23 protein-coding genes and 4 tRNA genes are annotated in these 24968 nt (G+C 66.2%); 17 read left to right on the plus strand and 10 right to left on the minus strand.

What is annotated here, in order from left to right; all coding sequences use genetic code 11:
- Positions 1 to 177 precede the first annotated feature (177 nt).
- Together B3T59_RS21135 and B3T59_RS21140 are read left to right on the plus strand one after the other, a co-directional pair.
- Positions 178 to 1335 (plus strand): glycosyltransferase family 4 protein, encoded by a 1158-nt coding sequence (locus tag B3T59_RS21135; RefSeq protein WP_287005057.1) that lies wholly within the window; start codon positions 178 to 180, stop codon positions 1333 to 1335.
- 13 nt (positions 1336 to 1348) lie between these two features.
- Positions 1349 to 2044 (plus strand): demethylmenaquinone methyltransferase, encoded by a 696-nt coding sequence (locus tag B3T59_RS21140; RefSeq protein ID WP_064861255.1) that lies wholly within the window; start codon positions 1349 to 1351, stop codon positions 2042 to 2044.
- Positions 2045 to 2270: 226 nt separating this feature from the next.
- Here B3T59_RS21140 and B3T59_RS21145 read toward each other — a convergent pair whose 3' ends face one another.
- Both B3T59_RS21145 and B3T59_RS21150 read right to left on the minus strand, forming a co-directional pair.
- On the minus strand, positions 2271 to 3212 hold the full coding sequence (locus B3T59_RS21145) for an oxygenase MpaB family protein (RefSeq protein WP_287005058.1): 942 nt from the start codon (positions 3210 to 3212) through the stop codon (positions 2271 to 2273).
- 111 nt (positions 3213 to 3323) lie between these two features.
- Entirely contained in the window at positions 3324 to 4598 is a 1275-nt protein-coding gene (locus B3T59_RS21150; RefSeq protein WP_251723594.1) for a geranylgeranyl reductase family protein, read from the minus strand.
- 62 nt (positions 4599 to 4660) lie between these two features.
- Here B3T59_RS21150 and B3T59_RS21155 point away from each other — a divergent pair, with 62 nt between their 5' ends.
- Positions 4661 to 5674 (plus strand): polyprenyl synthetase family protein, encoded by a 1014-nt coding sequence (locus B3T59_RS21155; RefSeq protein ID WP_064861861.1) that lies wholly within the window; start codon positions 4661 to 4663, stop codon positions 5672 to 5674.
- Between the two features lie 97 nt (positions 5675 to 5771).
- The gene (htpX, locus tag B3T59_RS21160; protein WP_005209130.1) at positions 5772 to 6626 is read left to right on the plus strand and encodes a zinc metalloprotease HtpX; all 855 of its coding nucleotides are present in this window, start codon (positions 5772 to 5774) and stop codon (positions 6624 to 6626) included.
- A gap of 132 nt (positions 6627 to 6758) precedes the next feature.
- Here the strand turns inward: htpX and B3T59_RS21165 are convergent, their stop codons facing one another.
- Entirely contained in the window at positions 6759 to 7250 is a 492-nt protein-coding gene (locus B3T59_RS21165; RefSeq protein WP_005169630.1) for a YajQ family cyclic di-GMP-binding protein, read from the minus strand.
- 335 nt (positions 7251 to 7585) lie between these two features.
- Here B3T59_RS21165 and B3T59_RS21170 point away from each other — a divergent pair.
- From B3T59_RS21170 to B3T59_RS21190, 5 genes are all read left to right on the plus strand, one after another.
- Positions 7586 to 7666: transfer RNA gene (locus B3T59_RS21170), tRNA-Tyr, on the plus strand.
- Positions 7667 to 7790: 124 nt separating this feature from the next.
- Positions 7791 to 7863 (plus strand) — tRNA-Thr (locus tag B3T59_RS21175).
- Between the two features lie 76 nt (positions 7864 to 7939).
- A tRNA-Met gene (locus tag B3T59_RS21180) sits at positions 7940 to 8013 on the plus strand.
- 88 nt (positions 8014 to 8101) lie between these two features.
- Positions 8102 to 8269, plus strand: coding sequence for a 50S ribosomal protein L33 (gene rpmG, locus B3T59_RS21185; protein WP_003929651.1), 168 nt, complete (start codon positions 8102 to 8104; stop codon positions 8267 to 8269).
- Between the two features lie 351 nt (positions 8270 to 8620).
- Positions 8621 to 9706, plus strand: coding sequence for a fused (3R)-hydroxyacyl-ACP dehydratase subunits HadA/HadB (locus B3T59_RS21190; protein WP_287005059.1), 1086 nt, complete (start codon positions 8621 to 8623; stop codon positions 9704 to 9706).
- A gap of 95 nt (positions 9707 to 9801) precedes the next feature.
- On the opposite strand, the gene B3T59_RS21195 is transcribed toward B3T59_RS21190, so the two are convergent.
- Positions 9802 to 11118 carry a diacylglycerol/lipid kinase family protein gene (locus B3T59_RS21195; RefSeq protein ID WP_064863704.1) on the minus strand — a complete coding sequence of 439 codons (1317 nt, stop codon included), beginning with the start codon at positions 11116 to 11118 and terminating at the stop codon, positions 9802 to 9804.
- Positions 11115 to 12119 (minus strand): DMT family transporter, encoded by a 1005-nt coding sequence (locus B3T59_RS21200; protein WP_287005060.1) that lies wholly within the window; start codon positions 12117 to 12119, stop codon positions 11115 to 11117. Before B3T59_RS21200 ends, B3T59_RS21195 begins: the two co-directional genes overlap by 4 nt.
- Between B3T59_RS21200 and B3T59_RS21205 the strand changes: the two genes are divergently transcribed.
- Entirely contained in the window at positions 12118 to 13536 is a 1419-nt protein-coding gene (locus B3T59_RS21205) for a PLP-dependent aminotransferase family protein (protein ID WP_287005061.1), read from the plus strand. The two genes, B3T59_RS21200 and B3T59_RS21205, sit on opposite strands and share 2 nt — an antisense overlap.
- Positions 13537 to 13654: 118 nt before the next feature.
- Here B3T59_RS21205 and B3T59_RS21210 read toward each other — a convergent pair whose 3' ends face one another.
- Positions 13655 to 14527 (minus strand): type IV toxin-antitoxin system AbiEi family antitoxin domain-containing protein, encoded by an 873-nt coding sequence (locus B3T59_RS21210; protein ID WP_064863702.1) that lies wholly within the window; start codon positions 14525 to 14527, stop codon positions 13655 to 13657.
- Between the two features lie 348 nt (positions 14528 to 14875).
- Here B3T59_RS21210 and B3T59_RS21215 point away from each other — a divergent pair.
- The 5 genes from B3T59_RS21215 (at position 14876) to rplA (ending at position 17811) form a co-directional block, all read left to right on the plus strand.
- Positions 14876 to 14948 (plus strand) — tRNA-Trp (locus B3T59_RS21215).
- A 38-nt stretch (positions 14949 to 14986) separates the two neighbouring features.
- A complete protein-coding gene (secE, locus tag B3T59_RS21220; protein WP_064863701.1) occupies positions 14987 to 15460 on the plus strand; it encodes a preprotein translocase subunit SecE in 474 nt (157 codons plus the stop codon).
- Positions 15461 to 15542: 82 nt separating this feature from the next.
- Positions 15543 to 16397 (plus strand): transcription termination/antitermination protein NusG, encoded by an 855-nt coding sequence (gene nusG, locus B3T59_RS21225; protein ID WP_064863700.1) that lies wholly within the window; start codon positions 15543 to 15545, stop codon positions 16395 to 16397.
- Between the two features lie 117 nt (positions 16398 to 16514).
- A complete protein-coding gene (gene rplK, locus B3T59_RS21230; protein ID WP_005209147.1) occupies positions 16515 to 16946 on the plus strand; it encodes a 50S ribosomal protein L11 in 432 nt (143 codons plus the stop codon).
- Between the two features lie 148 nt (positions 16947 to 17094).
- Complete coding sequence (rplA, locus tag B3T59_RS21235; protein ID WP_064863699.1) at positions 17095 to 17811, plus strand: 50S ribosomal protein L1; 717 nt, start codon at positions 17095 to 17097, stop codon at positions 17809 to 17811.
- 90 nt (positions 17812 to 17901) lie between these two features.
- Here the strand turns inward: rplA and B3T59_RS21240 are convergent, their stop codons facing one another.
- A complete protein-coding gene (locus B3T59_RS21240) occupies positions 17902 to 18834 on the minus strand; it encodes an alpha/beta fold hydrolase (RefSeq protein ID WP_287005062.1) in 933 nt (310 codons plus the stop codon).
- A gap of 159 nt (positions 18835 to 18993) precedes the next feature.
- On the opposite strand from B3T59_RS21240, the gene B3T59_RS21245 reads away from it, so the two are divergent.
- A complete protein-coding gene (locus B3T59_RS21245; RefSeq protein ID WP_064863194.1) occupies positions 18994 to 19365 on the plus strand; it encodes a PLDc N-terminal domain-containing protein in 372 nt (123 codons plus the stop codon).
- Positions 19366 to 19475: 110 nt separating this feature from the next.
- On the opposite strand, the gene B3T59_RS21250 is transcribed toward B3T59_RS21245, so the two are convergent.
- The 3 genes from B3T59_RS21250 to B3T59_RS21260 all read right to left on the minus strand — a co-directional run bounded on the left by B3T59_RS21250 (position 19476) and on the right by B3T59_RS21260 (position 23743).
- Positions 19476 to 20726: a sigma factor-like helix-turn-helix DNA-binding protein gene (locus B3T59_RS21250; protein WP_287005063.1), complete on the minus strand. Its 1251-nt coding sequence runs from the start codon at positions 20724 to 20726 to the stop codon at positions 19476 to 19478.
- Between the two features lie 198 nt (positions 20727 to 20924).
- Positions 20925 to 22055, minus strand: coding sequence for an ATP-binding protein (locus B3T59_RS21255; RefSeq protein WP_287005064.1), 1131 nt, complete (start codon positions 22053 to 22055; stop codon positions 20925 to 20927).
- Between the two features lie 119 nt (positions 22056 to 22174).
- Positions 22175 to 23743, minus strand: a complete 1569-nt coding sequence (locus B3T59_RS21260; protein WP_287005065.1) for an amino acid permease — start codon at positions 23741 to 23743, stop codon at positions 22175 to 22177.
- A 264-nt stretch (positions 23744 to 24007) separates the two neighbouring features.
- On the opposite strand from B3T59_RS21260, the gene B3T59_RS21265 reads away from it, so the two are divergent.
- The gene (locus B3T59_RS21265) at positions 24008 to 24964 is read left to right on the plus strand and encodes an L-lactate dehydrogenase (protein ID WP_287005066.1); all 957 of its coding nucleotides are present in this window, start codon (positions 24008 to 24010) and stop codon (positions 24962 to 24964) included.
- The last annotated feature ends 4 nt before the right edge of the window (positions 24965 to 24968 follow it).

A 24968-nucleotide genomic window follows, 5' to 3' on the forward strand; every position in this document is an offset into this window, starting at 1 on the left:
CCGACGCCCAGGCGGAGGCTAAGCCCGACGCCCAGTCCGTCGACGCTCAGGCGGAGGCCGAGGCTCAGTCTGATCGCTCAGCGTCCGGATCGTCGACCGCCGAGACTTCACGCGGAGTTTCGAGACCCGACACGTCGGCCGAGGTTGCCGGAAACCTCGGCCGCTGATTCTTGCGGCATGCGCGTCGCAATCGCCGCCGAGAGCTTCCTTCCGCAGGTCAACGGGGTCGTGAACTCGGTTCTCCGGGTCATCGACCACCTCGAACGCCACGGCCACGAGGCCGTGGTGATCGCTCCCGACTCGGCGCGCGGCGTCGAACGTGGTCCGCGACTGGTGGGTCGGCGCACGCCGGTGCATCTGTTGCCGTCGGTGAAGGTGCCGCGGGTGTCTTCGTTGCCGGTGGGGGTGCCCGCGCCCGTGCTGTATCGGACGTTGCGTGACTTTCAGCCCGACGTCGTGCATCTCGCGTCGCCGTTCGTGGTGGGCGGGGCCGCGGCGATGGTTGCTCGGCGCCTCGACATCCCGACGGTGGCGGTGTTTCAGACCGACATCGCGGGGTTCGCCGACGCATACCGGCTCGGGATGGCTTCGCGCGCGGCGTGGCGGTACACCAGGCGACTGCACGAGATGTGCGACCGCACGCTGGTTCCCTCGAGTGCGACACTGGAATCGCTGGGTGCACATGGTGTTCCGCGCTTGTATCGGTGGGGGCGCGGCGTCGACACGCAATTGTTCAATCCGACGCGACGTGACGAGGCGCTGCGTCGTGAGTGGATGGGTGATCGGGAGCGGTTGGTCGTCGGATTCGTCGGGCGGTTGGCGCCGGAGAAGCACGTCGAGCGGTTGGCTTCGCTCGCGCACGACGACTCGGTGCGAGTGGTGATCGTCGGCGACGGACCGGAGCGTGCGAGGTTGACGCGGCTGCTGCCCGACGCGGTGTTCACCGGGGAGTTGCGCGGCGTCGAGTTGGCTCGTGCGTACGCGAGCCTCGACGTCTTCACGCATGCGGGTGAGCACGAGACGTTCTGCCAGGCGATCCAGGAGGCGATGGCCAGTGGGCTGCCGGTCGTCGGGCCGGACGCAGGTGGACCGCGTGATCTGGTGTCGGCGTGGCGAACGGGATATCTGCTCGAGCCGGCGTCGTACTCGGCGAAGTTGCCCGAGGTGATCGATGTGCTGCGCGATGACACGCATCGTTCGGCGATGGGTCGGGCAGGGCTTGCGGCGGTGCACGATCGGACCTGGCCCGCGATCTGTGAGCAGCTGGTCGGGCACTATCGCGCGGTGATCGCAGGACAGAGCGGACTGACCGATTCGGAGCTGTTGGCCGGGTAGTAGCGTGGTCGGCATGGCCATCACCGACCGCGCAGGTCTCGACAAGGCGCCTGCCGAGGTCGCCGCGATGTTCGACGGCGTTGCGAAGCGCTACGACATCACGAATACCGTGCTCTCCTTCGCGCAGGATCGTCGGTGGCGCAAGGCGACACGCAAAGCATTGGCACTGGGCCCGTCGGACGTGGTCTTGGATCTCGCGGCGGGGACCGCGGTCTCGACTGTCGAGCTGGGGGAGTCGGGAGCGACGTGCATCGCCGCCGATTTCTCGCTGGGCATGCTGAAAGCTGGTGCCGACCGCGACGTTCCCAAGGTCGCGGCCGACGCGCTGGCGTTGCCGTTTGCCGACGGATCGTTCGACGCCGCAACGATTTCGTTCGGGCTGCGGAACGTGCAGGACGTACCACTCGCGTTGTCCGAACTGAGTCGTGTGCTGAAACCCGGTGGGCGACTTGCGATCTGCGAGTTCTCGACCCCGACTTTCGGGCCTTTCCGCACCGTGTACATGGAGTACCTGATGAAGGCGCTGCCCGCGGTGGCGACCAAGGTGTCGAGCAATCCTGCGGCGTATGTGTATCTGGCAGAGTCGATTCGGGCGTGGCCCGACCAGTTCGGCCTCGGCGACCTGATCCGCGACGCGGGGTTCACCGACGTGCGCTGGCAGAACCTGACTGGCGGCATCGCCGCGGTGCACACGGGCCGCAAAGCTTAGCTCGAGCCGGGGTGCGTACACAATCGTGACGTGAGCGGGGGCCGAGGAGATTATTGTCTCGGCGTCGCGCTGAGGACCGAGTTGTGTACAGCGGGCCGGGTTCGGGCGTGCGGCGGGCTGGCGTGGCTGCGACGGGCTCGTCGCTGAAGGTGTGTCTTGTTGAAGGATGTGGGTGCTGCAGCACACAGATCCTTCGATACGACACACATGTGGCCGCTCGGTGCTGCTAAGCCGAGCTCTTGTGCGCGACGGGGCATCCCGTGGGGAAGGTGCCGAGGTCGTCGACGCGGTAGCCGTTTGGGTAGCCGCGGACCTCGGCGGTGTCGATGCCGAAGACGGGCTCGGTTCGGGGTGTGGCGAAGTAGCGGATCGCCAGGCCGCGCGCCTTCAGTCCTGCGGTGACGAGTACACGCTCGGCGCGTGTGGGGTGCGGGTATCCGAAGGCGTCGAGGAGGGGTTCGTCCATGAGTGCGCGGGCGAGACGTCGGACGAGGGGTGCGGGGAGCAGTCGGTACGGCATGAAGGTGGTCAGCAGGTCGAGGGTCGAGTCGGCGACTGCGCGGGAGCCTTCGCGGAAGTCGAAGTGCTGCCGCTCGTAGGAGTCCATCAGGGACTCGAACTCGGCGTAGGTATCGGGAATGTCCTTGATTCCCATGTGCTTTCCGAATAGGCGGTAGTAATTCGTGAGTCCGTCGATCTCACGCTGGCTGAGTGTGCGCCACTCGTATGCGTTGATCCAGCGGGGTGGGCAGACGACGAATGTCGCAAGGACGTAGCGCATGTCGTCGTTGGAGATGTCGTAGCGGCCGTGCATCTGGTTGATCCGACGAACCGCCGCGTGCCCCTGGCCGCCCGGAGCAAAACCGTGCTCGACGGGCGCCGACAGGAGGAGCACCGTGTCGTCGTAGCGCTTCTGGGTTTCCTCGGTGAATTGGACTGTCTTGTACAGCAATTCGCCGATCGATGGCACCGCGTACGTGCGGAACAGCGCAAAGCTGAGCGCTTGCGTTGTGGCCCAGACGAATTCCTTGCTCGACAGTTCGATGGCGTAGGTGCGTGGCTCCTCGGCGGGGTCGACGGCGGCGAGTTCGTCGCGGCGACGGTAACGCTCGCGTCGACGCGCGGAGATCGTGCCCAGAAGCCGCGAAGGCAGTGTCCGCAGAGGCATGGGTGCTTCCTTGTCGACGTTGTGGTGCATGACACATTCTCGATGAAACGTATCACGCAGAACGTCTCAAACCAATGGTCGATGCTCCGCCCCGGGGCTACCGGGGTGGGTTCAGGCGAACGGGGGCCGGTGGTCGATGCGCGTGGAGACGTGCCCGGCCGCACGCCAGGCCCGGGCGACCAGATCGGCGTCGTCGTCGGTGATGAGGTTGCCCATCACGCGTACGACGAGCGACATCAGCTTTGCCGATCGGATGCCCGGCCGGCCGAGCAGCGGTACCGCGCGTGGGACGGTCAGCACGCCGGCGAGGCGTCGAGCAGCCGAGAACGCCAGGCCGTAATGCTCGACGAGGGTTTGCTGCCACTGCGCGGTGTGGTCGGGGCTGCCGAGGCGCTGCGCGGCAAGACGACCGGTCTCGAGGGCGTAGTCGATGCCCTCGCCGTTGAGCGGATTGACGCATGCGGCGGCGTCGCCGATGAGCATCCAGTTGGGCCCCGACACGCCCGTCACCGCGCCACCCATCGGCAGCAGCGCCGACGTGAGCCGAGCGGGCTTCCCGGTGATCTGCCACTCGTCGCCGACCATCCGCGCATAGTGGTCGAGGATGGGTCGTAAAGCCATGTGCGCCGGGCGTTTCGACGTCGCGAGTGCGCCGACGCCGACGTTCAGCAGGCCGCTCACGGTGCTGTTTTGATCCGTATCGCCCGCAGCGCCCCCGAGGGGGAAGAGCCACCCGTAGCCCGGCAGGAGCTCGCCGTCGGGGGCGCGCAGCTCTAGGTGCGAGCCCATCCAGTTGTCGTCGGCGCGTGTCGACGGGACGTAGGCGCGTGCTGCGACGCCAAATGCGGTGTCGCGGTGCCACTCTCGGCCGAGTTTCTTGCCGAGAGTCGAGCGCACACCGTCGGCGACGATGACCTCGCGCACGCGGATGGTGTGCGGTCCGTCGGCGTCGTCGACGGTGACCGTCGAGATGCGCTCGCCGGACATCTCGACGTCGACGGCCTTGGCGCCCTGGAACATTTTGGCGCCGCGGGCGACGGCGAGGGCGCGCAGCTCGTCGTCGAGTTCCATTCGGGTGATGGCGCTGCCGTACGCCGGAAAGCGGCCCGCTGGCCACGGCACGCGCTGGGTGGCGCCCCAGCCGTGCAGTTCGAGACCGTCGATGCGGGGACTGGCGGCGAGGCGGTCGGCGAATCCGAGCGCGACGAGTTCGGCGGTCGCGCGCGGCGTCAGGCCGTCGCCACATGTCTTGTCGCGGGGGAAGGTGGCGGCGTCGAGGAGTACGACGTCATGACCGGCAGCGGCGGCGTGGGCGGCGGCGGCAGACCCGCCCGGTCCCGCTCCGACGACGAGGACGTCGGTGCTCTCGGGGATCTGGCTCGTCACTCGACCAGTATGTGGCCTCCCGGCACGCTCGCCGCACGCGCCCACCGACTAGGCTCGGCGGAGTGAAGTCGACTTTCGCGGGTCTGGATCTGGGTTCCGAAGAGTTCGCCGGTACCGTGCGGACCTCGTTGGCCCAGGTAGAAGAGTTGTTGCTGTCTGAGCTGGCATCTGGTGACGACGTCATGACCGAAGCCGCGAGCCACCTGGCCAAGGCTGGTGGCAAGCGTTTTCGTCCCATGTTCGCGATCCTGGCCGCCCAGTTCGGGCCGCGTCCGGATGCGAGCGAGGTGATCACGGCCGCAACGGTCGTCGAGATGATCCACCTCGCGACGCTCTACCACGACGACGTGATGGACGAGGCCCCGATGCGACGCGGCGCGCAGAGCGCCAATGCGCGGTGGTCCAACAGCATCGCGATCCTCTCCGGCGACTACCTGTTCGCCCGCGCGTCGCGCCTGGTGTCGACGCTGGGACCTGACCCGGTGCGCATCATCGCCGAGACCTTCGCCGAGCTGGTGACGGGTCAGATGCGCGAGACCATCGGTGCCCGCGACGTCGACCCGATCGATCACTACCTGAAGGTGGTGTGGGAGAAGACCGGTTCGCTCATCGCGGCTGCCGGTCGGTTCGGCGCGATGACCTCGGGTGCAACGTTGGACGACGTCGAGCGGCTCTCCCGGCTCGGCGACATCGTCGGCACCGCATTCCAACTCTCCGACGACATCATCGACATCAGTTCTGCCACAGGCGATTCGGGCAAAACCCCCGGAACCGACCTGCGTGAGGGCGTGCACACGCTGCCGGTGCTCTACGCACTTGCCGACGACGACGCTGCGTCGAACAGGTTGCGAGAACTGCTCGTCGACGACGGCGGTGCGGCCAAGCCGCTGACCGACGACGCCGAGGTTGCCGAGGCGCTCGGACTGCTCGTCGAGTCGCGTGGCATGGCCCAGGCGAACGCGACGCTGCGCGGATACGCAGACGAGGCGGGGCAGGTGCTCGGTGCGCTTCCCGAGGGGCCCGCTCATTCTGCCTTCACATCACTGGTCGACTACACGATCGCGCGCACGGGGTAACTCGCCGACGCCGCACGGAAACCCAACCGGACCCTGGATCGTTTGAGAAACTGAGAGCTCCGGCATCGCGTCGGAGGCGAGTTCGAACGAGGATCTGATGCGAAACGGTGTGAAGACGGCACTTCTGCTCGGCACGATGTCGGCGTTGATCGTCGCGATCGGTGCTTGTTTCCGGAGTCCGACGATTCTGTGGGGGTCGGTGATCCTTGCGATCGCCGTGAACGGCTACGTGTACTTCAACAGCGCCAAGATGTCGCTGAAGGCGATGCATGCGCAGCCGGTGACGGAGGTCGAGGCTCCGGTGATGTACCGCGTGGTGCGCGAGCTTGCGACGCAGGCGCGGCAGCCGATGCCTGCGTTGTACATCAGTCCGACGGAGTCGCCCAATGCGTTTGCGACGGGACGTAATCCGAAGAACGCGGCGGTGTGCTGCACGGCGGGGATCCTGCGACTCCTCGACGAACGGGAACTACGCGCGGTGCTCGGTCACGAGCTCTCGCATGTCTACAACCGCGACATCCTGATCAGTTCGGTCGCGGGCGCGATGGCCGCGATCATCAGCGGTCTGGCGAACTTCGCGATGTTCTTCGGAATGTCGGGCAACCGCAACAACGGACCGAACCCGATTGCGCTGATCCTCATCTCTCTGCTCGGACCGTTTGCCGCGACGTTGATCAAGCTTGCGGTGTCGAGGTCGCGGGAGTTTCAGGCCGACAAGTCGGGTGCTGAACTCACGAATGACCCGTTGGCGCTGGCGTCGGCGCTCGCCAAGATCTCCGGCGGCATCCAGGTGGCGCCGCTACCCCCGCAGCCCGACATCGCCGCGCAGAGCCACGCGATGATCGAGAGTCCGTTCCGCGCGACGGACCGCATGGCCAAGATGTTCTCGACGCACCCGCCGACCGAGGAGCGCATCCGACGGCTGCAGGAAATGGCGCGGCGGGGAGTGTAGCGAGGTCGCGTGGTCGGCTTCGAGGCTGGAGTTCGCGCAGAAAATTGCGCCCATCGGGCCCTGCGGGTGTACCGGTACAGGTCGAGGTCCCCAGAGCTGTCACTTTCTGCGCTGGGGTGATCGGGTCGGGCGCTATCGGTAGTTGACGAACTGTAGGGCGATGCCGAAGTCCTCGCCCTTGAGGAGCGCGATCACGGCCTGGAGGTCGTCGCGCTTCTTGCTCGACACGCGTAGTTCGTCGCCCTGGATCTGCGCCTTGACGCCCTTGGGGCCCTCGTCGCGGATCTTCTTGGAGATCTTCTTGGCGTGCTCAGAGTCGATGCCCTGCACGAGATTCCCGGAGATCTTGTACGTCTTGCCCGACGCCTGCACCTCGCCGGCGTCGAACGCCTTGAGCGAGATGTCGCGGCGGATCAGCTTCTCCTTGAACACCTCGAGCCCGGCCTGAGCGCGCTCTTCGGCGTCGGAGGTGATGACGATCGTCTCTTCGCCGGACCAGTCGATCCCGGTGTTGGTGCCGCGGAAGTCGTAGCGCTGCGAGAGTTCCTTCGCGGCCTGGTTGAGGGCGTTGTCGACCTCCTGGCGGTCGATCTTGCTCACCACGTCAAACGATGAATCAGCCATGGATCACAGCGTAGCCCGACGCCGCTCGCGGTCGGGGCGGGGTGTTGGCGGAGGCTTGTGTGGGGTGGTTTCGACACGGCTGCTCGCTTCGCTCGCGGCCGGCTCAACCACCGGTGGGGAGGGGCCGGCTCAACCACCGGTGGGGAGGGGCCGGCTCAACCACCGGTGGGGAGGCTGGGTCGACTATCGGTTGGGAGGCTCGCTCAACCACCGGGCCGGCTCGACGGCCCGGCGCGGCGTCGGGCTGACCTGCGGGTTTGCGTCAATGGCCGGGATTCGTTGTATTCTTCTCGGCGTTGTTCGTGCGGCCTCGCGGGGCCTGCTCAGAACGGCACGGCAGGTTGCCCGAGCGGCCAAAGGGAGCGGACTGTAAATCCGTCGCGCAAGCTACATAGGTTCGAATCCTATACCTGCCACAGCGAGGTGAACGTGCAGTCGGCGGTCCATCGGAGAGCTGGTAGAGCAGCGATTTGGTGAGCCGCCGCATCGGTGTGTAACCTCGTTAAGGCTCTCCGGACGCCCGAAAGGGCAGCCGGAAACGCCCCCTTAGCTCAGTCGGCAGAGCGTTTCCATGGTAAGGAAAAGGTCGACGGTTCGATTCCGTCAGGGGGCTCGGTAGGACTTGAACGCCCGACGCCGCAACGCCACCGCGAGGACTGCGTCCACGCTGACGGCGTTCATGTCACCATGGCGGTGTAGCTCAGCTGGTTAGAGCGCACGACTCATAATCGTGAGGTCGAGGGATCGAGTCCCTCCACCGCTACACGTAAGGCTTGTCGCGCGGCCCGGGTCGGGCGAGGCGGCGCCTAGTGCTCCGACGACCCAGACCCACCCGAAAGAAGGCGAACCCAGTGGCTTCCTCAACTGACGTCCGGCCAAAGATCACCTTGGCCTGCGAGGTGTGCAAGCACCGCAACTACATCACCAAGAAGAACCGTCGTAACGATCCCGATCGTCTCGAGATCAAGAAGTTCTGCCCGAACTGCGGCAAGCACCAGGCGCACAAAGAGTCGCGCTGAGTCGGCTTCGCCGACGGAGTCGCGCTGAGTCGGCTTCGCCGACGGAGTCGCGCTGATTCTTCCCCGAGGCCGATGGCCCCGGAGCGTCGTCGAATAACGGTCGTATCGGGGTAGGTCTCCGCCGAGAACGCACCTTCGAATCCGGTTTGCGTAGTTCGGCATTGTGCGTCGTCGCGAGATGCGCACCCACAAGTTTGTGCAACTGCGGGCTGCCTCACACGAGGCAGTCCGCAGTTGTCGTTCCGATGAAGTAATTCAGTACAGTTGCCAGCGAGTATGTGTCTCGACGATGAGCGGTCAGCCCCCCGTCCGTCGGGCATACCGCCCAGTGCAGCGTGAGGAGTCCAACCGATGTCACAGATCACCGATAGCGAGATCCAAGACCGGATCGATGCGTTGAAGAACGGTGTGAAACTGACTCCGGAAGAGATCGCGGCGCACACCACGTCGATGGTCGGTTTCAACTACACGGTCGACGACTACTACGAGGTCGGCCGCGAAGAGATCCGCAAGCACGCTCGCGCCGTGCAGGACGCACATCCCGTCCACTGGGACGAGGCAGCGGCTGCGGAGATGGGTCACGACACCCTGATTGCAGCGCCGACCTTCGTCTCGGTGCTCGGGATCATCGCGCAGCGTCGGCTCTTCGAAGACATCGTCACCGGCTACGACCTGTGGCAGATCATGCAGACCGACCAGCGGCTGATCTTCCACCAGCCGATCAAGGTGGGCGACCGACTGATCTGCGACGTCTCGCTGGAGTCGTTCCGGCAGATGGGCGGGGCAGACGTGATGGTCACCAAGAACATCATCTGGAACCAGCACGACGAGCCGGTCATGACGACCTTCACCAGCCTTGTCGCACGGGCGGCCGTCGACGCCGATCCCGAGGTCCTCGACGAGCTCGAGCACGTCATGATGAAGGTCGACAAGGAGCCGACGCTGCCGCGCAGCGTGCACGGACCGTTCGATCGCTACGAAGATCCGGACCCGGTGGTTGCGCCGAAGCCGTACTCGGCAATCAACTTCGACGACCTCGAGGTCGGCCAGGAGCTGACCCCGATGACCAAGACCCTCACGCGGGGCAACCTGGTCAACTATGCGGGCGTCGCGGGAGATCCCAATCCGATCCACTTTTCTGACGAGCTGGCCAAGGTCATCGGACTCGAGACTGTCGTGGCGCACGGCATGCAGACGATGGGCCTCGGCGCGAGCTTCATCACCGAGTTCGTCGGTGATCCAGCGGCGATCTACGAGTACAACGTGCGCTTCACCAGCCCGGTGTACGTCTACCCCGACACCTACGCCAACGTCGACTTCACGGGCAAGATCAAGTCGCTCGACCCGGACACCCGACGCGGCGTGATCAGCATCGTCGCCAAGCAGGGCGACCGAAAGATCTTCGGCCGCGCCCAGGCGCACGTGCAGTTCAACTGACGCCCGCGGCTCGGCTGAGTGGTCTCGACAAGCTCGACCAGCGGGGTGAGGCGCTCGACCAGCGGTTGGGGCGCTCGGCAGGCGGGTTGCAGTGGTCAGGCGGCCCGACGCGTCGCTACGTGGACCGGCTGCCCGAGCGCGATGCGGAAGAGGGCGCGGACCGAAGCCAGGGCGCCGTCCGGTACGTCGGCCGACGGCGAGGCGCCGGGGTGCTGGCGAGCGATGCGGGCGCGCAGCACCTGGTGGCGGATCTCGAAGCGCACGGGCGCGGTCAGTGTGGCGGCCTCGCCGTCGATTCCGGCGTTGAGGTCGGTGTCCGAATCGATCTCGAACGTCGGCGCCACCCATTCGCTCCAGAGGTGTTGTAGCCGAGTCGAACCGGGACGTGATGCCGGATCGGCGATGACTGCGACGCCGAGCAGCCCGTCCTCGATGCTCGGGCGGGTGCCCGATCCGATGATGTGTCCGAGGCGATACTGGTTGTTGGACACCATGATTGCCGCGACCGACTCGTGTTCTGTGCCGTTGGGGTCGTGCCAGGAGACCGACGGTTGGTCGGCGTTGGGTCCGAGGACCTGCGACGCGACGTCGAGCAGCGTTTTGGCTTTCGCGTTGCGGTAGCTCTCGCGTTGGACCGCTTCGCCGTAGACACCGAGCGAGACGTTGTTGACGAAGACCTGTCCGTTGACGACGCCGAGGTCGACGCGACGTTCTCCACCTTCGACGAGGGAATCGAGGGCTCCGACGGCGTCGTCGCGGTCGACGCCGAGGTCGAGTGCGAAGTGATTGCGGGTGCCCGAGGGAATACACGCGTAAGGCAGATCGTGCGACGCAGCGACGTCGGCGACGACCGCCTGCGAACCGTCGCCGCCAGCCATCGCGAGTGCGTCGGCACCGTCGGCGACGGCGCCCTCGGCGAGGGCTCGCAGATCGTCTCCCTTGACCAGTTCGATGGTCCGGTAACCCCGACGTTCCGCTTCATCGGCGAGGTGGAGCCGGTCGGCTTTGCCGTCGCCGGACCGTCGGTTGTAGATGAGCACGGGAGCGCTCGGGGGTGCGACGATGGGCAACGGCACCGAGACCCGGAACGCTCGCGACGCCGCTGCGACGGCGATCGCAAACAGCGCGATCACGACAAGTGTGCCGATCAGCAGCCACCAGCTGCGCAGCACGACGATGACGATGGCGACGACAACCAGGATCACCGCGATGATCAGTTCGGCTAGGCGTCGGTTCCCGATGTTGAACAAGCCGTCGACGGCGAGTCCCGCGGCGACAAGGAGCAGGACGAGTGCGATGAGTCCGACGGGGAATTGGTTACCCGCGGAGACGATGGCGATCACCACGCCGAGAGCGCCCGAGGCGAGCGAGAGGATGGCAAAACCGCGTCGTTGTCCCGCAGATTGTGTCATCCGCCCACGATACGCAGCCGACCAGTCGTGAGGCGGGACAACGGGCCGGGACGCACGGAACTGTCGCGGGTTCGACTCCTGACGGTGAACGCAGCGCAGGCGATCACCGCGATGCCGCCGGCGACGACACCGAGCGACACCGACTCACGCAGCAGCAGCGCCGCCCACGCCACCGAGAGGACGGGCTGGACGAGTTGAGTCTGACTGACGACGGTCATCGGCCCGATCGCGAGTCCGCGGTACCAGGCGAAGAATCCGAGGAACATGCTGACGGCACAGAGATATCCGAATGACGTCCACTGTGCCGCGCTGATGTCTGTCGGCGGTCGCAGGTGGATCGAGCGGGCAGATGCCATCGCCATGACCGGCAGCGCGAGCACCAGGGCCCAGCAGATGGTCTGCCACGCGCCGAGTTCGCGCGCGAGAATTCCGCCCTGGGCATACCCGATCGCGCCCAGCACGACGGCGCAGAGCAGGTAGACGTCGTCGATGCTGCTCGCCGACGCTCCGCCGTGCGCGAGGAGCGCGAACGTGACCGTCGCGATGGCGCCCGCGGACGCACCGATCCAGAACCGCGCGCCGGGACGTTCGCGGGTGAGTGTGACCGCGACGACGGCTGTCATCGCGGGAAGCAGTCCGACGATCACCGCGGCGTGACCGGAATCGGAATGTCGCAGGGCAAGCGAGGTGAACAGCGGGAATCCGACGACGACGCCCGCGGCGACCGGGATCAGACGAAGCCACTGACGGGCGGTGGGGAAGCGGGTGCGCGCGACAACGAGCGCGACGACGGCCAGCGCAGCCGCGACGACGGCCCTACCGCATCCGACGAGCAGCGGGTCGAGTCCTGGCGTGCCTGCCGAACCGACGGCGATGCGGGTCAGCGGCACCGAGAAGGAGAACGCGGCCACCCCGACGAAGCCCCAGGCCAGGCCGCTGGTTGACGTCTGGAGTGATAGCGGCGTCGAACTTGACGCGATAGCGCTACTATTGTCTCTCATGTTCGACGATAGCAGTTCGCGCATCGCGCAACACCTCAGAGTGCTGGCCGAGCGTGAGCAGCCGGGCTCGAGGCTGCCGTCGACGCGGGCGCTGGCCAAGCAGTTCGGGGCCGGTCCGGTGACCGTGCAGCGAGCACTTGCCACGCTGGTCTCCGACGGCATCGTCGAAACACGTTCGGGTGAGGGAACATTCGTTGCTGCTCGACGCCTCGCCACAAGACGTGACATCGGGTGGCAGACCGCAGCGCTCGGACCGGAGCGTTCCGGAATCCCCGCGACCGGGTCGACGCTGCGGATGGTCCCGCACGACACCATCGCCATGCACGGCGGATACCCCGACCAGGAGCTGCTACCGCAGGAGCCTGTCGCGGCCGCGGTGCGTCGTGTGTCGAGGCAGGCCGAGGCGTTCACGCGACCGCCGGTCGCGGGCGTTCCGGAACTGCGTCGCTGGTTTGTGAGCGAGCTCGCAGAGGGTGGCGATCGCGGTTGGCGCGACTCCGACGTCGTGATCACCTCGGGCGGACAGGCCGCGCTCGCCGCGACGATGCGGGCGATCGCCGCTCCGGGTGAGGCGATCGTGATGGAGTCGCCGACCTACTGGGGTGCGATCGCCGCGGCACGCCAGGCAGGGCTGGTGATCGTGCCCGTCGCCCGCACCGGGGGCGCACCGAGCGCCGTCGACCTCGACACCGCGTTCGCGACATCAGGTGCGCGCGTCTTCTACGCCCAGCCCAATTACGCCAATCCGACCGGCGAGCAGTGGTCGGCGCAGCAGCGGGCCGAGGTGCTCGACGTCGTCGCGGCGCATCGGGCATTCGTCGTCGAGGACGACTGGGCGCACGACTTCGGCGTCGACACCGTGCCGCGAACACTCGTCTCCGCGGACGAGAACGGTCACGTCGTCTACCTCAGGTCGTTGACGAAGAGCATGTCGTCGTCGATCAGGGTCGCCGCGGTGATGGCGCGCGGACCGGTGCGTCAGCGCATCGAGAGTGCGCTGGCGCTCTCCGATCTGTACGTGTCGCCGATCCTGCAGCTCGCCGCGCTCGACGTCGTGACCAGGCCCGCATGGCGCACATCGTTGCAGCGGCTGCGACGCGGGCTCGGCGCGCGGCGTGACGCCCTGCTCGACGCGCTGCGCGCCGAACCGTCGCTGACGGCCACGCCACCGCCGGGCGGGCTGCACCTGTGGGTCCGACTGCCCGACAGTATTCGGGTGCCAGACAGGGGCGTCGGGGATGTGCCCACCGACCCGGACGTGGTCGCGGCTCGGGCGCTGGCACGCGGGCTGTCGGTGGTGGCCGGCCGCGAGTGGTTCCCGGCCGAGCCGACCGGTCCGTATGTGCGACTCAGCTACGCCGCCGCGGGACCCGACCGCTACGCCGAGGCCGTCGAGATCCTCGCGGGGTCGTGTTAGTCGGTGCGTCGTGTTAGTCGGTGTTTGGCGGGCGAGTGAGCTTGCGGTTGCCCAGAGGTGCGGAATCCGCGCGCCTGGGCAACCGGAAGTCGGGGTGCTGCAGCTAAGCGTGCGCCCACTAAGCGGCTGATGCGTCGAGGGCGTCGAGAATCTGGCGGGCCGTGGCGTCGGGGCGTCGAGTGATGTCGTCCCAGGTGAAGTTCAACATCCGCCAGCCGTCGGTGAGGAGTGCGTTGCGTTTGGTCCGGTCACGTTGGAAGGTCTTGGCGTCGCGGTGGAACGCGAAGCCGTCGATCTCGACGATGAGTCGCGCGTCGCGGAACACGAAGTCGAGCAAGTACCCGAGGACCTCGGTGTTGGCCGTCCACCCGGTGATGCCGTGGGCGTCGAACAGTGCGGTGGCCGCGCGTTCGGCCTCGGATCGCGCACCGGAGCGCAGTGCGTCGAAGAGTCGTCGTGCCTCGGGTGCGCCGCGACGCCGCGGGTAGCGGCGCAGGGCGTCGTCGAGTTCGGTGATGGTGACGCAGTGTTTGAGGAGGGCGTTGTCGACGGTCGAGGTGTCGCCGTCGGCGGCGACGTCGAGCAGGGTGGTTGCCACCGATGCCACGCGCAGCCCGTCGACCACGACGATGTCGGGTTCGTGCAGGCGGCGATGCGTGACTTTTACGCCCGACGACGCACCGGAGTGGCGGCCCTTGACCTGGGTGGCGACGGTGATCTTCGACGGAAACGTGCCGGTCAGGCCGTGCCACCATGCGGCCGACGACCCGACGAGCACAGCGGACTTGCCGACCGATGCGACCGCGACCCGGACTCGGACGCGTGCTGTGCGTGGATGGTCGACGGCCCGAAACGTCGCCTCCGCCTCGCGCACCCACGTGCCCGCGGAGAGTCGACGCCGCACCGAATGCCTGTTGACGCCCAGCGCTCGCGCCTGTGCGAGAGTGATGACGCCGTCGTGCGTGGACAGGTGCTGCGCGAGCGTGGTCATGCGGTTTCGGACGCAGCGGGATGCCCTGAGGTTCCATGTCCGGAGGTTCCGCGCCGGGAGCCGCAAACTTGCGGTTGCCCAGAGGCGCGGAATCCGAGCGTCTGGGCAACCGGAGAATCACGCGGATCCGTGCTGGTCGGGATGGGTCGGTGCAGGAAGTGTTTTGGGTTAACCGGGGCGGGTGTTCTACACTGAAGTGTCAGGTTTACCCTTGACTTGCGCGCCGCCCATAGGGTGGCGCGTTGGTTTTGTCGGCGACGGCCCATCGGTTTCGGATCGGTAGGCTGGTTCCGGCAGGTCGACCATGACCGGTGGTTGCAGAACTCGCGAGAGTGAGCGCAGCCGCAAAGGGGCGTAGCTCAACTGGCAGAGCAGCGGTCTCCAAAACCGCAGGTTGCAGGTTCAAGTCCTGTCGCCCCTGCCCTGGAGAGGGCATACGTTGACGAGAGGACCTCGAAGGTGAGCAAGCGAGATCGAGCAGCCCGCGCCAAAAACGACGGGCAGTCCACCGCCGCCGATTCGGCAGCGGAGGAGCTCGAGACCCGCGACGACGCCGTCGAGGACGCAGATGGCGGAGCCTCGGATGCGTCGTCGGGCGATCTTCGCCCGACGGGTAAGCGTTCGGGGCGTCGTCGCTCGTCGGCGGCTGCCGTCGACACGACAGACGGCGATGCGGATTCCGACGGTGGATCCGCAGTCGCCGTCAAGGAACGCAAGGTAAAGAAGGCGTCCGAGCAGAGCAGCAATCCGTTTGTGCGGATCTGGGTGTTCATGCAGCAGGTCGTCTCGGAGATGAAGAAGGTCATCTGGCCGACGCGGCGCGAGACGATCACGTACACGATCATCGTGCTCGTGTTCGTGGTGGTGATGACCGCGTTCATCTTCGGGATCGACATCGGCTTCGCCAAGCTAGTTCTCTGGATCCTCGGCTGATTCGGGCTCACTCAGGTGAGCCCGCTCCCGACCGGGTCATCCGACGGACGACCAACTTCATGAAAGAGGAGCGTGGGCTGCAGTGAGCACCCCGGATAACGAGTTCGACCCGACCGACACGGTCGAGACCGACGTCACCGACGCCGGGAGCGAAGCGACCGTGGACGAGACCGACGATCCGGGCACCGAGGCGCAGGTCGAGGCCGCACAGGACGACGCCGCAGCCGTCGACGGCGGCGAAGAGGCCGTTGAGCAGGCAGAAGCTGCCGAGGACGCCGCAGCTGATGCCGACGCCGCAGAGGCCGAAGCAGAGGAAGAGGTCGACCCTGCCGAGGAACTGCGCAAGCAACTGCGTCGCGCACCCGGCGAGTGGTACGTCATCCACAGCTATGCCGGTTACGAGAACAAGGTCAAGACCAACCTCGAGACCCGCGTGCAGAACCTCGACGTCGGCGACTACATCTTCCAGGTCGAGGTCCCGACCGAAGAGGTCACCGAGATCAAGAACGGCCAGCAGAAGAAGGTCAACCGCAAGGTGCTGCCCGGCTACATCCTGGTGCGCATGGACCTCAACGACGAGTCGTGGGGCGCGGTGCGCAACACCCCGGGTGTCACGGGCTTCGTCGGAATGACCAGCAAGCCGTCGCCGTTGAGTCTCAACGAAGTGCTGCAGTTCCTGCTGCCGCGCACCCCCGCGAAGAAGGCCACGGCCAAGGGCGCCGAGAGTGTCGAGCAGGCCGCAGCGGCTGCGACGTCGGTCGTCGAGGTCGATTTCGAGGTCGGCGAGTCGGTCACCGTCATGGACGGCCCGTTCGCCACGCTGCCCGCGTCGATCAGCGAGGTCAACGCCGAGCAGCGCAAGGTCAAGGTGCTCGTGTCGATCTTCGGTCGTGAGACGCCGGTGGAACTCGGCTTCAACCAGGTCGAGAAGATCTAGTCGCGCGCCCTTCGAGACGCTCGCAAGCTCGCTCCTCAGGGAGCGGGTGACACACCGAATATGAACTTCCACGCCTCCAGCGGACGTGGATCTGCAAGAAACAAACAAGGAACAAGGATGCCTCCCAAGAAGAAGAAGCTCGCCGGGATCATCAAGCTCCAGATCCAGGCAGGCCAGGCAAACCCGGCCCCGCCAGTGGGTCCGGCGCTCGGTCAGCACGGCGTGAACATCATGGAATTCTGCAAGGCGTACAACGCCGCGACCGAGTCGCAGCGTGGCAACGTCGTGCCGGTTGAGATCTTCGTGTACGAAGATCGCTCGTTCGACTTCAAGCTCAAGACCCCGCCCGCAGCGAAGCTGCTGCTCAAGGCCGCCGGTCTGCAGAAGGGTTCGGGTGAGCCGCACACCAAGAAGGTCGGCAAGGTCTCGATGGACCAGGTCCGCGAGATTGCCAAGACCAAGGCCGAAGACCTCAACGCCACCGACATCGACCAGGCCGCGAAGATCATCGCCGGTACTGCACGGTCGATGGGTATCACCGTCGAGTGAGCTTGCGAACTCGCGCAGGTTTGACCGAGTGAGCTTGCGAACTCGCGCAGGTTTGACCGTCGAGGGCTGATCAGCCCGCTGAGTGGGAGGGCCGGCTCGGCCCACACACCACCAACCCGAATCATCAATACGGAGAAAGAACAGAGCAATGAGCAAGAGCAGCAAGGCCTACAAGGCCGCGGCCGAGAAGGTCGACAAGGACAAGCTCTACAGCCCGCTGGAGGCTGCTGAGCTGGCGAAGGAAACGTCGTCGAAGAACACCGATTCGACCGTCGAGGTCGCAATCCGGCTGGGCGTCGACCCGCGTAAGGCAGACCAGATGGTTCGAGGCACCGTCAACCTGCCTCATGGCACGGGTAAGACTGCCCGCGTGATCGTGTTCGCCGCAGGCGACAAGGCCGCTGAGGCCGTGGCAGCGGGTGCCGACGAGGTCGGCGCCGAAGACCTGATCGAGAAGATCCAGGGCGGCTGGCTCGACTTCGACGCCGCGATCGCCACCCCTGATCAGATGGCCAAGGTCGGCCGTATCGCGCGTGTCCTCGGACCGCGCGGCCTGATGCCGAACCCGAAGACCGGCACGGTCACCACCGACGTGACCAAGGCGATCAACGACATCAAGGGCGGCAAGATCAACTTCCGCGTCGACAAGGCAGCCAACCTGCACTTCGTCATCGGCAAGGCGTCGTTCGAGCCGACCGCGCTCGCCGAGAACTACGGCGCAGCGTACGACGAGATCATGCGCGCGAAGCCGTCGGCCGCGAAGGGCCGCTACATCAAGAAGGTGACCGTCTCGACGACGACGGGTCCGGGCATCCCGGTCGACCCGGCCGTGACGCGCAACTTCACCGAGGCTCCTCAGGACTGAGAGCGTCATCTGTTGTAGCGCAACAGCTTCGAAGCCCCCGAGTACCACTGGTGCTCGGGGGCTTCTGCGTCTGAGGCTGCGGATTGGTGACTATCCACCGCAGCGCTGCGCGAAGGCGATGATCTCGTCGGCTACCTCGTCGCGGATCTCGGGTTCGTTGTGCACCTCGTGCCGGTAGCCGGTGTAGATGCGGGTGCGCACGTCGGAGTGGCCGCTCGCGGCGAGCTGATTGCCGACGTGGTAGGCGCCCTCGCCGAAGTTGGCGACGGGGTCGGCGTCGCCCGCGAGGATGAGGACGGGGAGGTCGGAGCGGACTGTCGGATACCAGGTGTCGGCGTTGACGGCGTCGTAGAGGTCGACGAAGCCGCGGATGAATCGCACGGACATGGGTGCGCCGAAGTTGTTGAAGGGGTCGCGGGCGTGGTCGCGGACGACCCCGGGATCGCGCGCCACCCATGCCGTGGGGAAGGCGTCGGGGCCGTAGCGCGCGGTGAAGCCGTCGAACATCTGCCCCGCGTAGGTCTGCGTCGACGTCGACGTCGGGTCGGACTCCGCGGCGAGGGCGTCGCGGTCGAGGACTTCGTCGATGCCGTGGATCTGGGCCGCGATGCCGCAGAGGATGAGTCCCTTGAGCCAGTCGCTGTCGTCGGACACGAGACCGCGCGCGATCATCGAACCCCACGAGTGTCCGAAGACGACGTAGGGCAGGTTGGGGTAGAGCTCACGCACCTTGTCGCGCAGGGTGCGTTCATCTGCCACGACGACCTGGTCGGCGTCGTCTCCGGCGTCGGCCCAAACTCCCGAGGTCATGGCCGTCTTGCCGTGTCCGGCGTGGTCGTCGGCGACGACGACGAACCCGGCGTCGAGCAGCTTGGTGATCAGTCGAAGGTAGCGGCGCGAGTGCTCACCGAGTCCGTGGACGATGTGGATGATGCCGCGCGTCTTGGTGGCGGACTCATAAACCCAACCGAAGATGGTGTCGCGACCGTTGGCCGACGTGAACTCGATTTCGTGAAGTGACAACGCTGTCCTCTTCCGACGGGCCGCGTGCGCGGCGTGGGTGCGGTCGGTTATCGAGGTTAGACCTCGATTTCTCCTGGCGGGCACGTGTCAGGTATGCCAGAATCAACCGGTTGTTTTCTTTTGCGAAGAATCCACTCGGACGAACTCAGGAGCCGGTACATGCCGTATCTCGGATTGATCTACGTGGCGATCTTGGTCATAGCCCTGATCGACATCATCAACACCGACGACGCACTCGTGCGCGGAATGCCGAAGCTGGTCTGGATTCTCCTCGTTGTCCTGCTGCCCCTCATCGGCGCGCTCCTGTGGCTGGCGTTCGGACGTCCGACCGCCGATGATCGCCCGCGCGCTGCTGCACCGGGTTCGGTCGCCGCGGAGTTCCCGGAATACGACCGTCCGGGTCGCTACATCCCCGAAGACCCCGAGGCCGATCGCGAGTTTCTCGCCGCGGTGCGTGCGCGCGCGGAGGAGCAACGACGTATCGCGCGCGAGCAGGCGCGACGCCGCCAGGACGGCGACGCCGCGTCGTGATCGGTTGCCGAGCTCGGCCCTCGGGCGTGCGGGTCAGGCGTCGACGGGTTCGGCGTCGACCTGCTTGATCGGTCCGGTGTCGGGAGTGATTCCGAACGTCGGTGCCGGAGTCAGTCCTCGTGGTCGCGTCGTCGAATCGGCTCACCCAGACGTTGACCCGCGCGGTAGATGTGGCCCTCCACCGTGCGGACGGACAGCGAGAGCCGTTCCGCGATCGCTTTGTTGGACATCCCGCGGCGTGCGAGGGTGACGATCTCCTGCTGTCGGGTCGGCATCGGGGCGTCAGACGTCGCGGCGATGATCGCCGGTGTGTTCAGTCCGAGGCGTTCGCGCAGTTCGCCGAGGTGTTCTAGGGCCGACAGACGTGCGCCGTTGCGGTCGGCTGCGGCGTAGGCGGCGGCCGCGTGGGCGTAGGTGTCGGCGGAGGCGTCGAGCATACCGACACTGCGATATGACGCCGCGGCGCGGCACAGCGCGTCACCATCACGCTGCGCCAGGGCGAGAGCGTGGTCGGCGGTGGCCTGCGCGCGCGGAACGTCGGACAGCTCTGCTGCGAGTTCGACGATTCGCTGCGCGTGGCTGGCGTCGCCCCAGCGCAACGCGGTGTGGAGTGCGAATAGTTCGGGTGCGGGTAGCCCGCCCTCGCGTGCCCGCTGGCCGATCTCGACGGCGTCGGTGATCGCGACGGAGACCGCTCCTTCGAGAGCAGAGCGCCAGCAGGCGAGGAGGTCGATCCGGTCGCGACCGTAACCGAGTGCGCCGCAAGGAGGGTTGGGCAGACGGTCAACGCATTCGCTCAGTGTCGCCAGATCGCCGGCGAGGGCCGCGGCGTATCCGCGCTCGATGTAGAAGGGCAACCGCATGAAGTCGGGGCCGCCGCAGGCCAGCATGTCCCGGAGGGTTGCGTCGAGGCTGAGTGCGGCGTCGCGGGCATCGCCATGCGCCACTGCGGTGAGACCGCGGATGCCCCACGCCCAATACACCGCGATGCCTCCGATGTCCTCGGTGACGGTGGCGACGTCGGAGGCGATCATGTCGAGAGTGACGAGATCGCCGGTGAGCGCGCAGAAGTATGCGTGCATGTACCCGACCTCGGCGCGGTGGTATGCCGCGGCGCGGAACGTGTCGGCGATCTGGTACGACGCCTTGGCGGTGTCGTTCATGTCCCGGACCCGCCCGAGGCTACCCAGCGCGGCAATTCTGCCCCACCCCACGAACATGCCGAACAGAGGCGGCAGGGAGTCCATGGCGGGGAAGGACGAATCGAGCTCCAGGGCACGACCGGGGTTGCCCGAGACCGCATCGCAGAGAAAGTCGATCATTGTCTTCGGCTGTTCGCCCACACCATCGTCATCGACCATCGAACGGGCGCCTGCGGCATCGTCGAAAACCCAGAAGCGGTTGGCCGCACGCAGGAACGCGACCGTGTCGCGCGTTTCGGCGTCGTCGATGTCGGCGAGCGGCGCCAGTGTCGCCTCGGCCGCGTCACCCCAACCCGAGACCGAGAGCGAATACCCGTGCTGGATGGTTGCGGGAATCGCGATCGGACCGTCGAGTGCCTACGCGCTCAGCTCGCGCGCGAGTTTCAGGTTAAGTTGGTGAAGGGCTGCCGACGCTCCGTCGAGGATCAGTGAATCCCTTGTCGCGGGATCGATGTCGGCGTCGACGGCGAGTAGCGCTCGACGGATCGATGCGGTGCTGTCGGTGGTGTTATCGGCCGTGATCCGCTCGGCCAGGCGCGCACGCAGTCGACGGAGTCGCGCCACGCTCGCTCGCGCCAGCCTCACCTCGGCGTACAGGGGATGTCCGATCCGCACGTGCGGGTCGCCGCCGAACGGCTCGGTGTCGTCGACGACTATGTAGCCCGCCGACTCTGCGGCTTCGACGTCCTCGAGCGAGCACAATCGCTCGAGCACCGACATGGCAAGGGGTTCGGCGAGTGCGACCGAGTCGACGACCTCCAGTACAGAATCCGAGGCTCCACTCAACTGGGCCTCGACGGTGGTCGACAACGAATCCGGCACGCGTAGTTCGGAATCGATGACCCAGAAGCCACCGCGTCGGACGATGGCGCCCTGCTCGATGTTGGCCTCACACAGCGCGATCAGATACAGCGGATTTCCGTGCGTCAGGGTCCACAGACGTGCGGCCAACGGTGCCGATACCCGACCCCGCAATCCGACCCGCAGAAACTCCTCGGTCTCCTCGACGGTCAGCGGCGGCACGGTCATCACCGGGATGGTGCCCTCGCGCAGCAGGTCGGTCACGGAGGTGGTCGGCGGTGCCCCGTCGCGGAGAACGGCGAGGATCGTCACCGATGGTCTGCTGCGTAGTCGGTGCACCACCAGCATCGACTGCTCGTCGACGCGATCGATGTCGTCGATGACGAGGATCTGCCTGGGATGTGCGGAGAATCTGGCGACCAGATCGGAGATCCGCCGCAGCGGGTCGGTCACCTCGTAGTCGATCCACGCGGCGAATGCGCTCAACGGCACCTGCGGACTCGAGGCGGTGCCAGAGATCCAGTGCACAGGCAGGGGCAGACCCGCCACGGCCTCACGCGCCAGTCGGGTCTTTCCGCACCCAGCCGGTCCACGGAGCAGCAACAAGTCACCGGACGGGGTCAACAGTTCGGTTCTGATTCGTGCGGTCTCCGCGCTCCGCGTCGACCACGGCCAGCGGTAGCCCATGCGGCGACTGTAGGTCACTGGGCGCCGGGCGGTGCGACGTTGTACGACGTTCGGTGCACCGAAGTCGCACGACTGCCCGTGCAACGGGGTTGCACGGGAAGGCGCGAGGGATGACCAGGTCAGGCGTCGACGGGTTCGGCGTCGACCTGCTTGATCGGTCCGGTGAACCACTTCTTCACCGACACGTGCCAGTACACGTAGAGCAGGATCAGCGCACCGCCGACGAGCAGCGGGGTGTAGTTGACGTACTTCCACTCGAAGCTCGCGTCCCATGGCATGCCGCCGAGCGAGGTCGGGAACATCGCGACGAGCGAGGTCAGTGCGATCTCGATCAGCGCGAGTGGCGCGATCCACTTGTACTTGGAGCCCAACGTCCACGAGCCCGCCTCGAACGAGTCGCCCGCCTTCCAGCGGTAGTAGATCGGGACCGCGAAGCACAGGTACAACCCGACGACGCCGATCGAGACGACGGCATAGAAGGCGACGGGTACGGGTGCGCCGTTGATGTCGACCGACACCAGCGCGGGCAGGGTGATGATCGCGGCGATGGTGGCCGTCGCGACAACGGCGTTGGCGGGCATGCCATTCGAGCGGACCTTGGACCAGAGCTTGTGGCCGGGTACGGCGCCGTCGCGGCTGAACGCGAACATCATTCGCGACGCACTCGTCTGGCACGCGGCGGTGCAGAAGAGCTGGCCCGCGGTGGAGATGATCAGCACGACGCCTGCCCACTTCGAGGTGAGCGCCTGGGTGAAGATCGTCGCGACCGCGCCGCCACTCTTGGAGACGCCATCTGCGTCCTGGACTGCGAACAGGAAGCTGAGCAGCAGGATCCATCCACCGACGGCCGAGTAGGCGATGGAGCGCCAAATGCCCTGTGCCGCAGCGTTGGCCGCGCCTTTGGTCTCCTCGGAGAGGTGGGCGGAAGCGTCGTAGCCGGTGATTGTGTACTGGGTGAGGATCGCCGAGATGGGCAGCACGAAGAGGATGAAGCCGAAGCCCGACGTCTTGCCGTCGAAGATGCCGCTGTTGTTGACGGTCTTGGCGAAGACGTCGGAGAAGGATGCGTGCTGATCGGGGAGCAGGAGGATGAGAATGACTGCGGCAGCACCGAATACGTGCCACCAGACCGAGATGTTGTTGAGCATCGAGAGCAGGTGACCGGAGAATATGTTGATCAGCGCTGAGCACGCCAAGATGATCAGGAAGATGATGAACACTCTGGTCAGGCTGTACCCGTCGAGCCACGACTGGCTGAACGTGCCGATGGTGAGGTCGAGGAATGTCGCCGCGCCGTACGCGACCGATGCCAGGATGGCAATGAGGCCGATGAGGTTGAGCCACCCGGTGTAGAAGCCCGCCTTGGCGCCGCCGAGTTTGGCTGCCCACCAATAGATTCCGCCGGATGTGGGGTATGCCGAGACGAGTTCGGCCATGCAGAAGCCGATCAGCAGGATGAAGATCGAGACGATCGGCCAGCCCCATGCGATCGCGGCCGGTCCGCCGTTGTTCCATCCGAGCCCGAACGACGTGAAACAACCCGACAGGATCGAGATGATCGAGAACGAGATCGCGAAGTTGGAGAATCCAGACCACGAGCGGTGCAGCTCCTGGGTGTAGCCGAGTCTCGCGAGGTGGGCCTCGTCGTCGGAAAGATCCTCGGCAACGGTGTCATGGCCTTCTGGCATGGGTGTGCTCCCCCGGGTAAGTGATGGTGCGACGCGCCGTTGCGATGCGCAGACCAGCAGAACATAAGCTCTTCGTGGTGATTTCGCATGCCAGAAACGGACATGGCGACGAATTCATGAGTGTGATGGTCGTTCCCCTCACGAAACTGCGGTATGGACGGCGGGTGAAATGATCGACGATCGGGCTGCGGGCATGGCGTCGGCCGACGATAATCAACCGCAGGGGCGAGGATTTCGGGGCAGCACGAGACACAGGCGGTGAACGTGAGACAAGCCCGACCGAGCAAGCTGGCCATCATCGGGGCAGGCGCTGTGGGTACCGCGATCGCGTATGCGTCGTTGATTCGCGGTGTGGCGCGCACGATCGCGCTGATGGACATCAACACCTCGAAGGTGACCGCGGAAGTTCTCGACCTCTCGCACGGACTCGAATTCGTGCCACGCGCCGATATCATCGGCGACGACGACGTGTCGGTCTGCGCAGACGCCGACGTCGTCGTGTTCACCGCGGGGGCAAAACAGAAGCCGGGGCAGTCGCGGCTCGAATTGGCCGAAGCCACAATCAATCTGACCAAGAACATCCTGCCCGGTGTCATCAAGGTCGCACCCAACGCGGTCTACATCATGGTCACCAACCCCGTCGACATCGTGACCTATGCGGCGCTGAAGTGCAGCGGGTTGCCCAGCAATCAGCTGTTCGGTTCGGGCACGGTGCTCGACTCGTCGCGCCTGCGGTTCCTCATCGCGCAGCACGTCGGCGTCGCGGTGCAGAACGTGCACGGCTACATCGTCGGCGAGCACGGCGACTCGGAGATCCCGCTGTGGAGTTCGGCGTCGATCGGTGGCGTACCGCTGCTGGAGTGGAAGCCCCTGCCGGGCGGCCAGGCCATCGACGCGCCGGCGCGCGAACGCATCCAGCACGAGGTGGTGCACGCGGCCTACAAGATCATCGAGGGCAAGGGCGCGACCAACTACGCCATCGGGCTCGCGACGACGCGCATCGTCGAAGCGGTGCTCAACGACGAACACCGCGTGCTGCCGATCTCGACTGTCACGGGCGGGTACGAGGGACTCGACGACGTGTGCCTGTCACTGCCGACGCTCGTCGACCGCAACGGTGCGGGCAGCCGACTCGAGATCAAGATGTCCGACGCCGAGCGCGAGGGACTGATGAAGTCCGCCGAGACGCTGCGGGAGATGCAGGACAAGTTCGGGCTGTAGCCGG

The sequence above is a fragment of the Gordonia sp. UBA7860 genome (assembly GCF_002500165.1).
GTDB lineage: Bacteria > Actinomycetota > Actinomycetes > Mycobacteriales > Mycobacteriaceae > Gordonia > Gordonia sputi.

What these genes read in the sequence shown, in the direction of transcription:
- B3T59_RS21135 (WP_287005057.1), top strand. Translation starts at nt 178, where the DNA reads ATGCGCGTCGCAATCGCCGCCGAGAGCTTCCTTCCGCAGGTCAACGGG.
- B3T59_RS21140 (WP_064861255.1), top strand. Translation starts at nt 1,349, where the DNA reads ATGGCCATCACCGACCGCGCAGGTCTCGACAAGGCGCCTGCCGAGGTC.
- B3T59_RS21145 (WP_287005058.1), bottom strand. Translation starts at nt 3,212, where the DNA reads ATGCCTCTGCGGACACTGCCTTCGCGGCTTCTGGGCACGATCTCCGCG.
- htpX (WP_005209130.1), top strand. Translation starts at nt 5,772, where the DNA reads ATGCGAAACGGTGTGAAGACGGCACTTCTGCTCGGCACGATGTCGGCG.
- B3T59_RS21165 (WP_005169630.1), bottom strand. Translation starts at nt 7,250, where the DNA reads ATGGCTGATTCATCGTTTGACGTGGTGAGCAAGATCGACCGCCAGGAG.
- B3T59_RS21190 (WP_287005059.1), top strand. Translation starts at nt 8,621, where the DNA reads ATGTCACAGATCACCGATAGCGAGATCCAAGACCGGATCGATGCGTTG.
- B3T59_RS21195 (WP_064863704.1), bottom strand. Translation starts at nt 11,118, where the DNA reads ATGACACAATCTGCGGGACAACGACGCGGTTTTGCCATCCTCTCGCTC.
- B3T59_RS21205 (WP_287005061.1), top strand. Translation starts at nt 12,118, where the DNA reads ATGTTCGACGATAGCAGTTCGCGCATCGCGCAACACCTCAGAGTGCTG.
- B3T59_RS21200 (WP_287005060.1), bottom strand. Translation starts at nt 12,119, where the DNA reads ATGAGAGACAATAGTAGCGCTATCGCGTCAAGTTCGACGCCGCTATCA.
- B3T59_RS21210 (WP_064863702.1), bottom strand. Translation starts at nt 14,527, where the DNA reads ATGACCACGCTCGCGCAGCACCTGTCCACGCACGACGGCGTCATCACT.
- rplK (WP_005209147.1), top strand. Translation starts at nt 16,515, where the DNA reads ATGCCTCCCAAGAAGAAGAAGCTCGCCGGGATCATCAAGCTCCAGATC.
- rplA (WP_064863699.1), top strand. Translation starts at nt 17,095, where the DNA reads ATGAGCAAGAGCAGCAAGGCCTACAAGGCCGCGGCCGAGAAGGTCGAC.
- B3T59_RS21245 (WP_064863194.1), top strand. Translation starts at nt 18,994, where the DNA reads ATGCCGTATCTCGGATTGATCTACGTGGCGATCTTGGTCATAGCCCTG.
- B3T59_RS21250 (WP_287005063.1), bottom strand. Translation starts at nt 20,726, where the DNA reads ATGGTCGATGACGATGGTGTGGGCGAACAGCCGAAGACAATGATCGAC.
- B3T59_RS21255 (WP_287005064.1), bottom strand. Translation starts at nt 22,055, where the DNA reads ATGGGCTACCGCTGGCCGTGGTCGACGCGGAGCGCGGAGACCGCACGA.
- B3T59_RS21260 (WP_287005065.1), bottom strand. Translation starts at nt 23,743, where the DNA reads ATGCCAGAAGGCCATGACACCGTTGCCGAGGATCTTTCCGACGACGAG.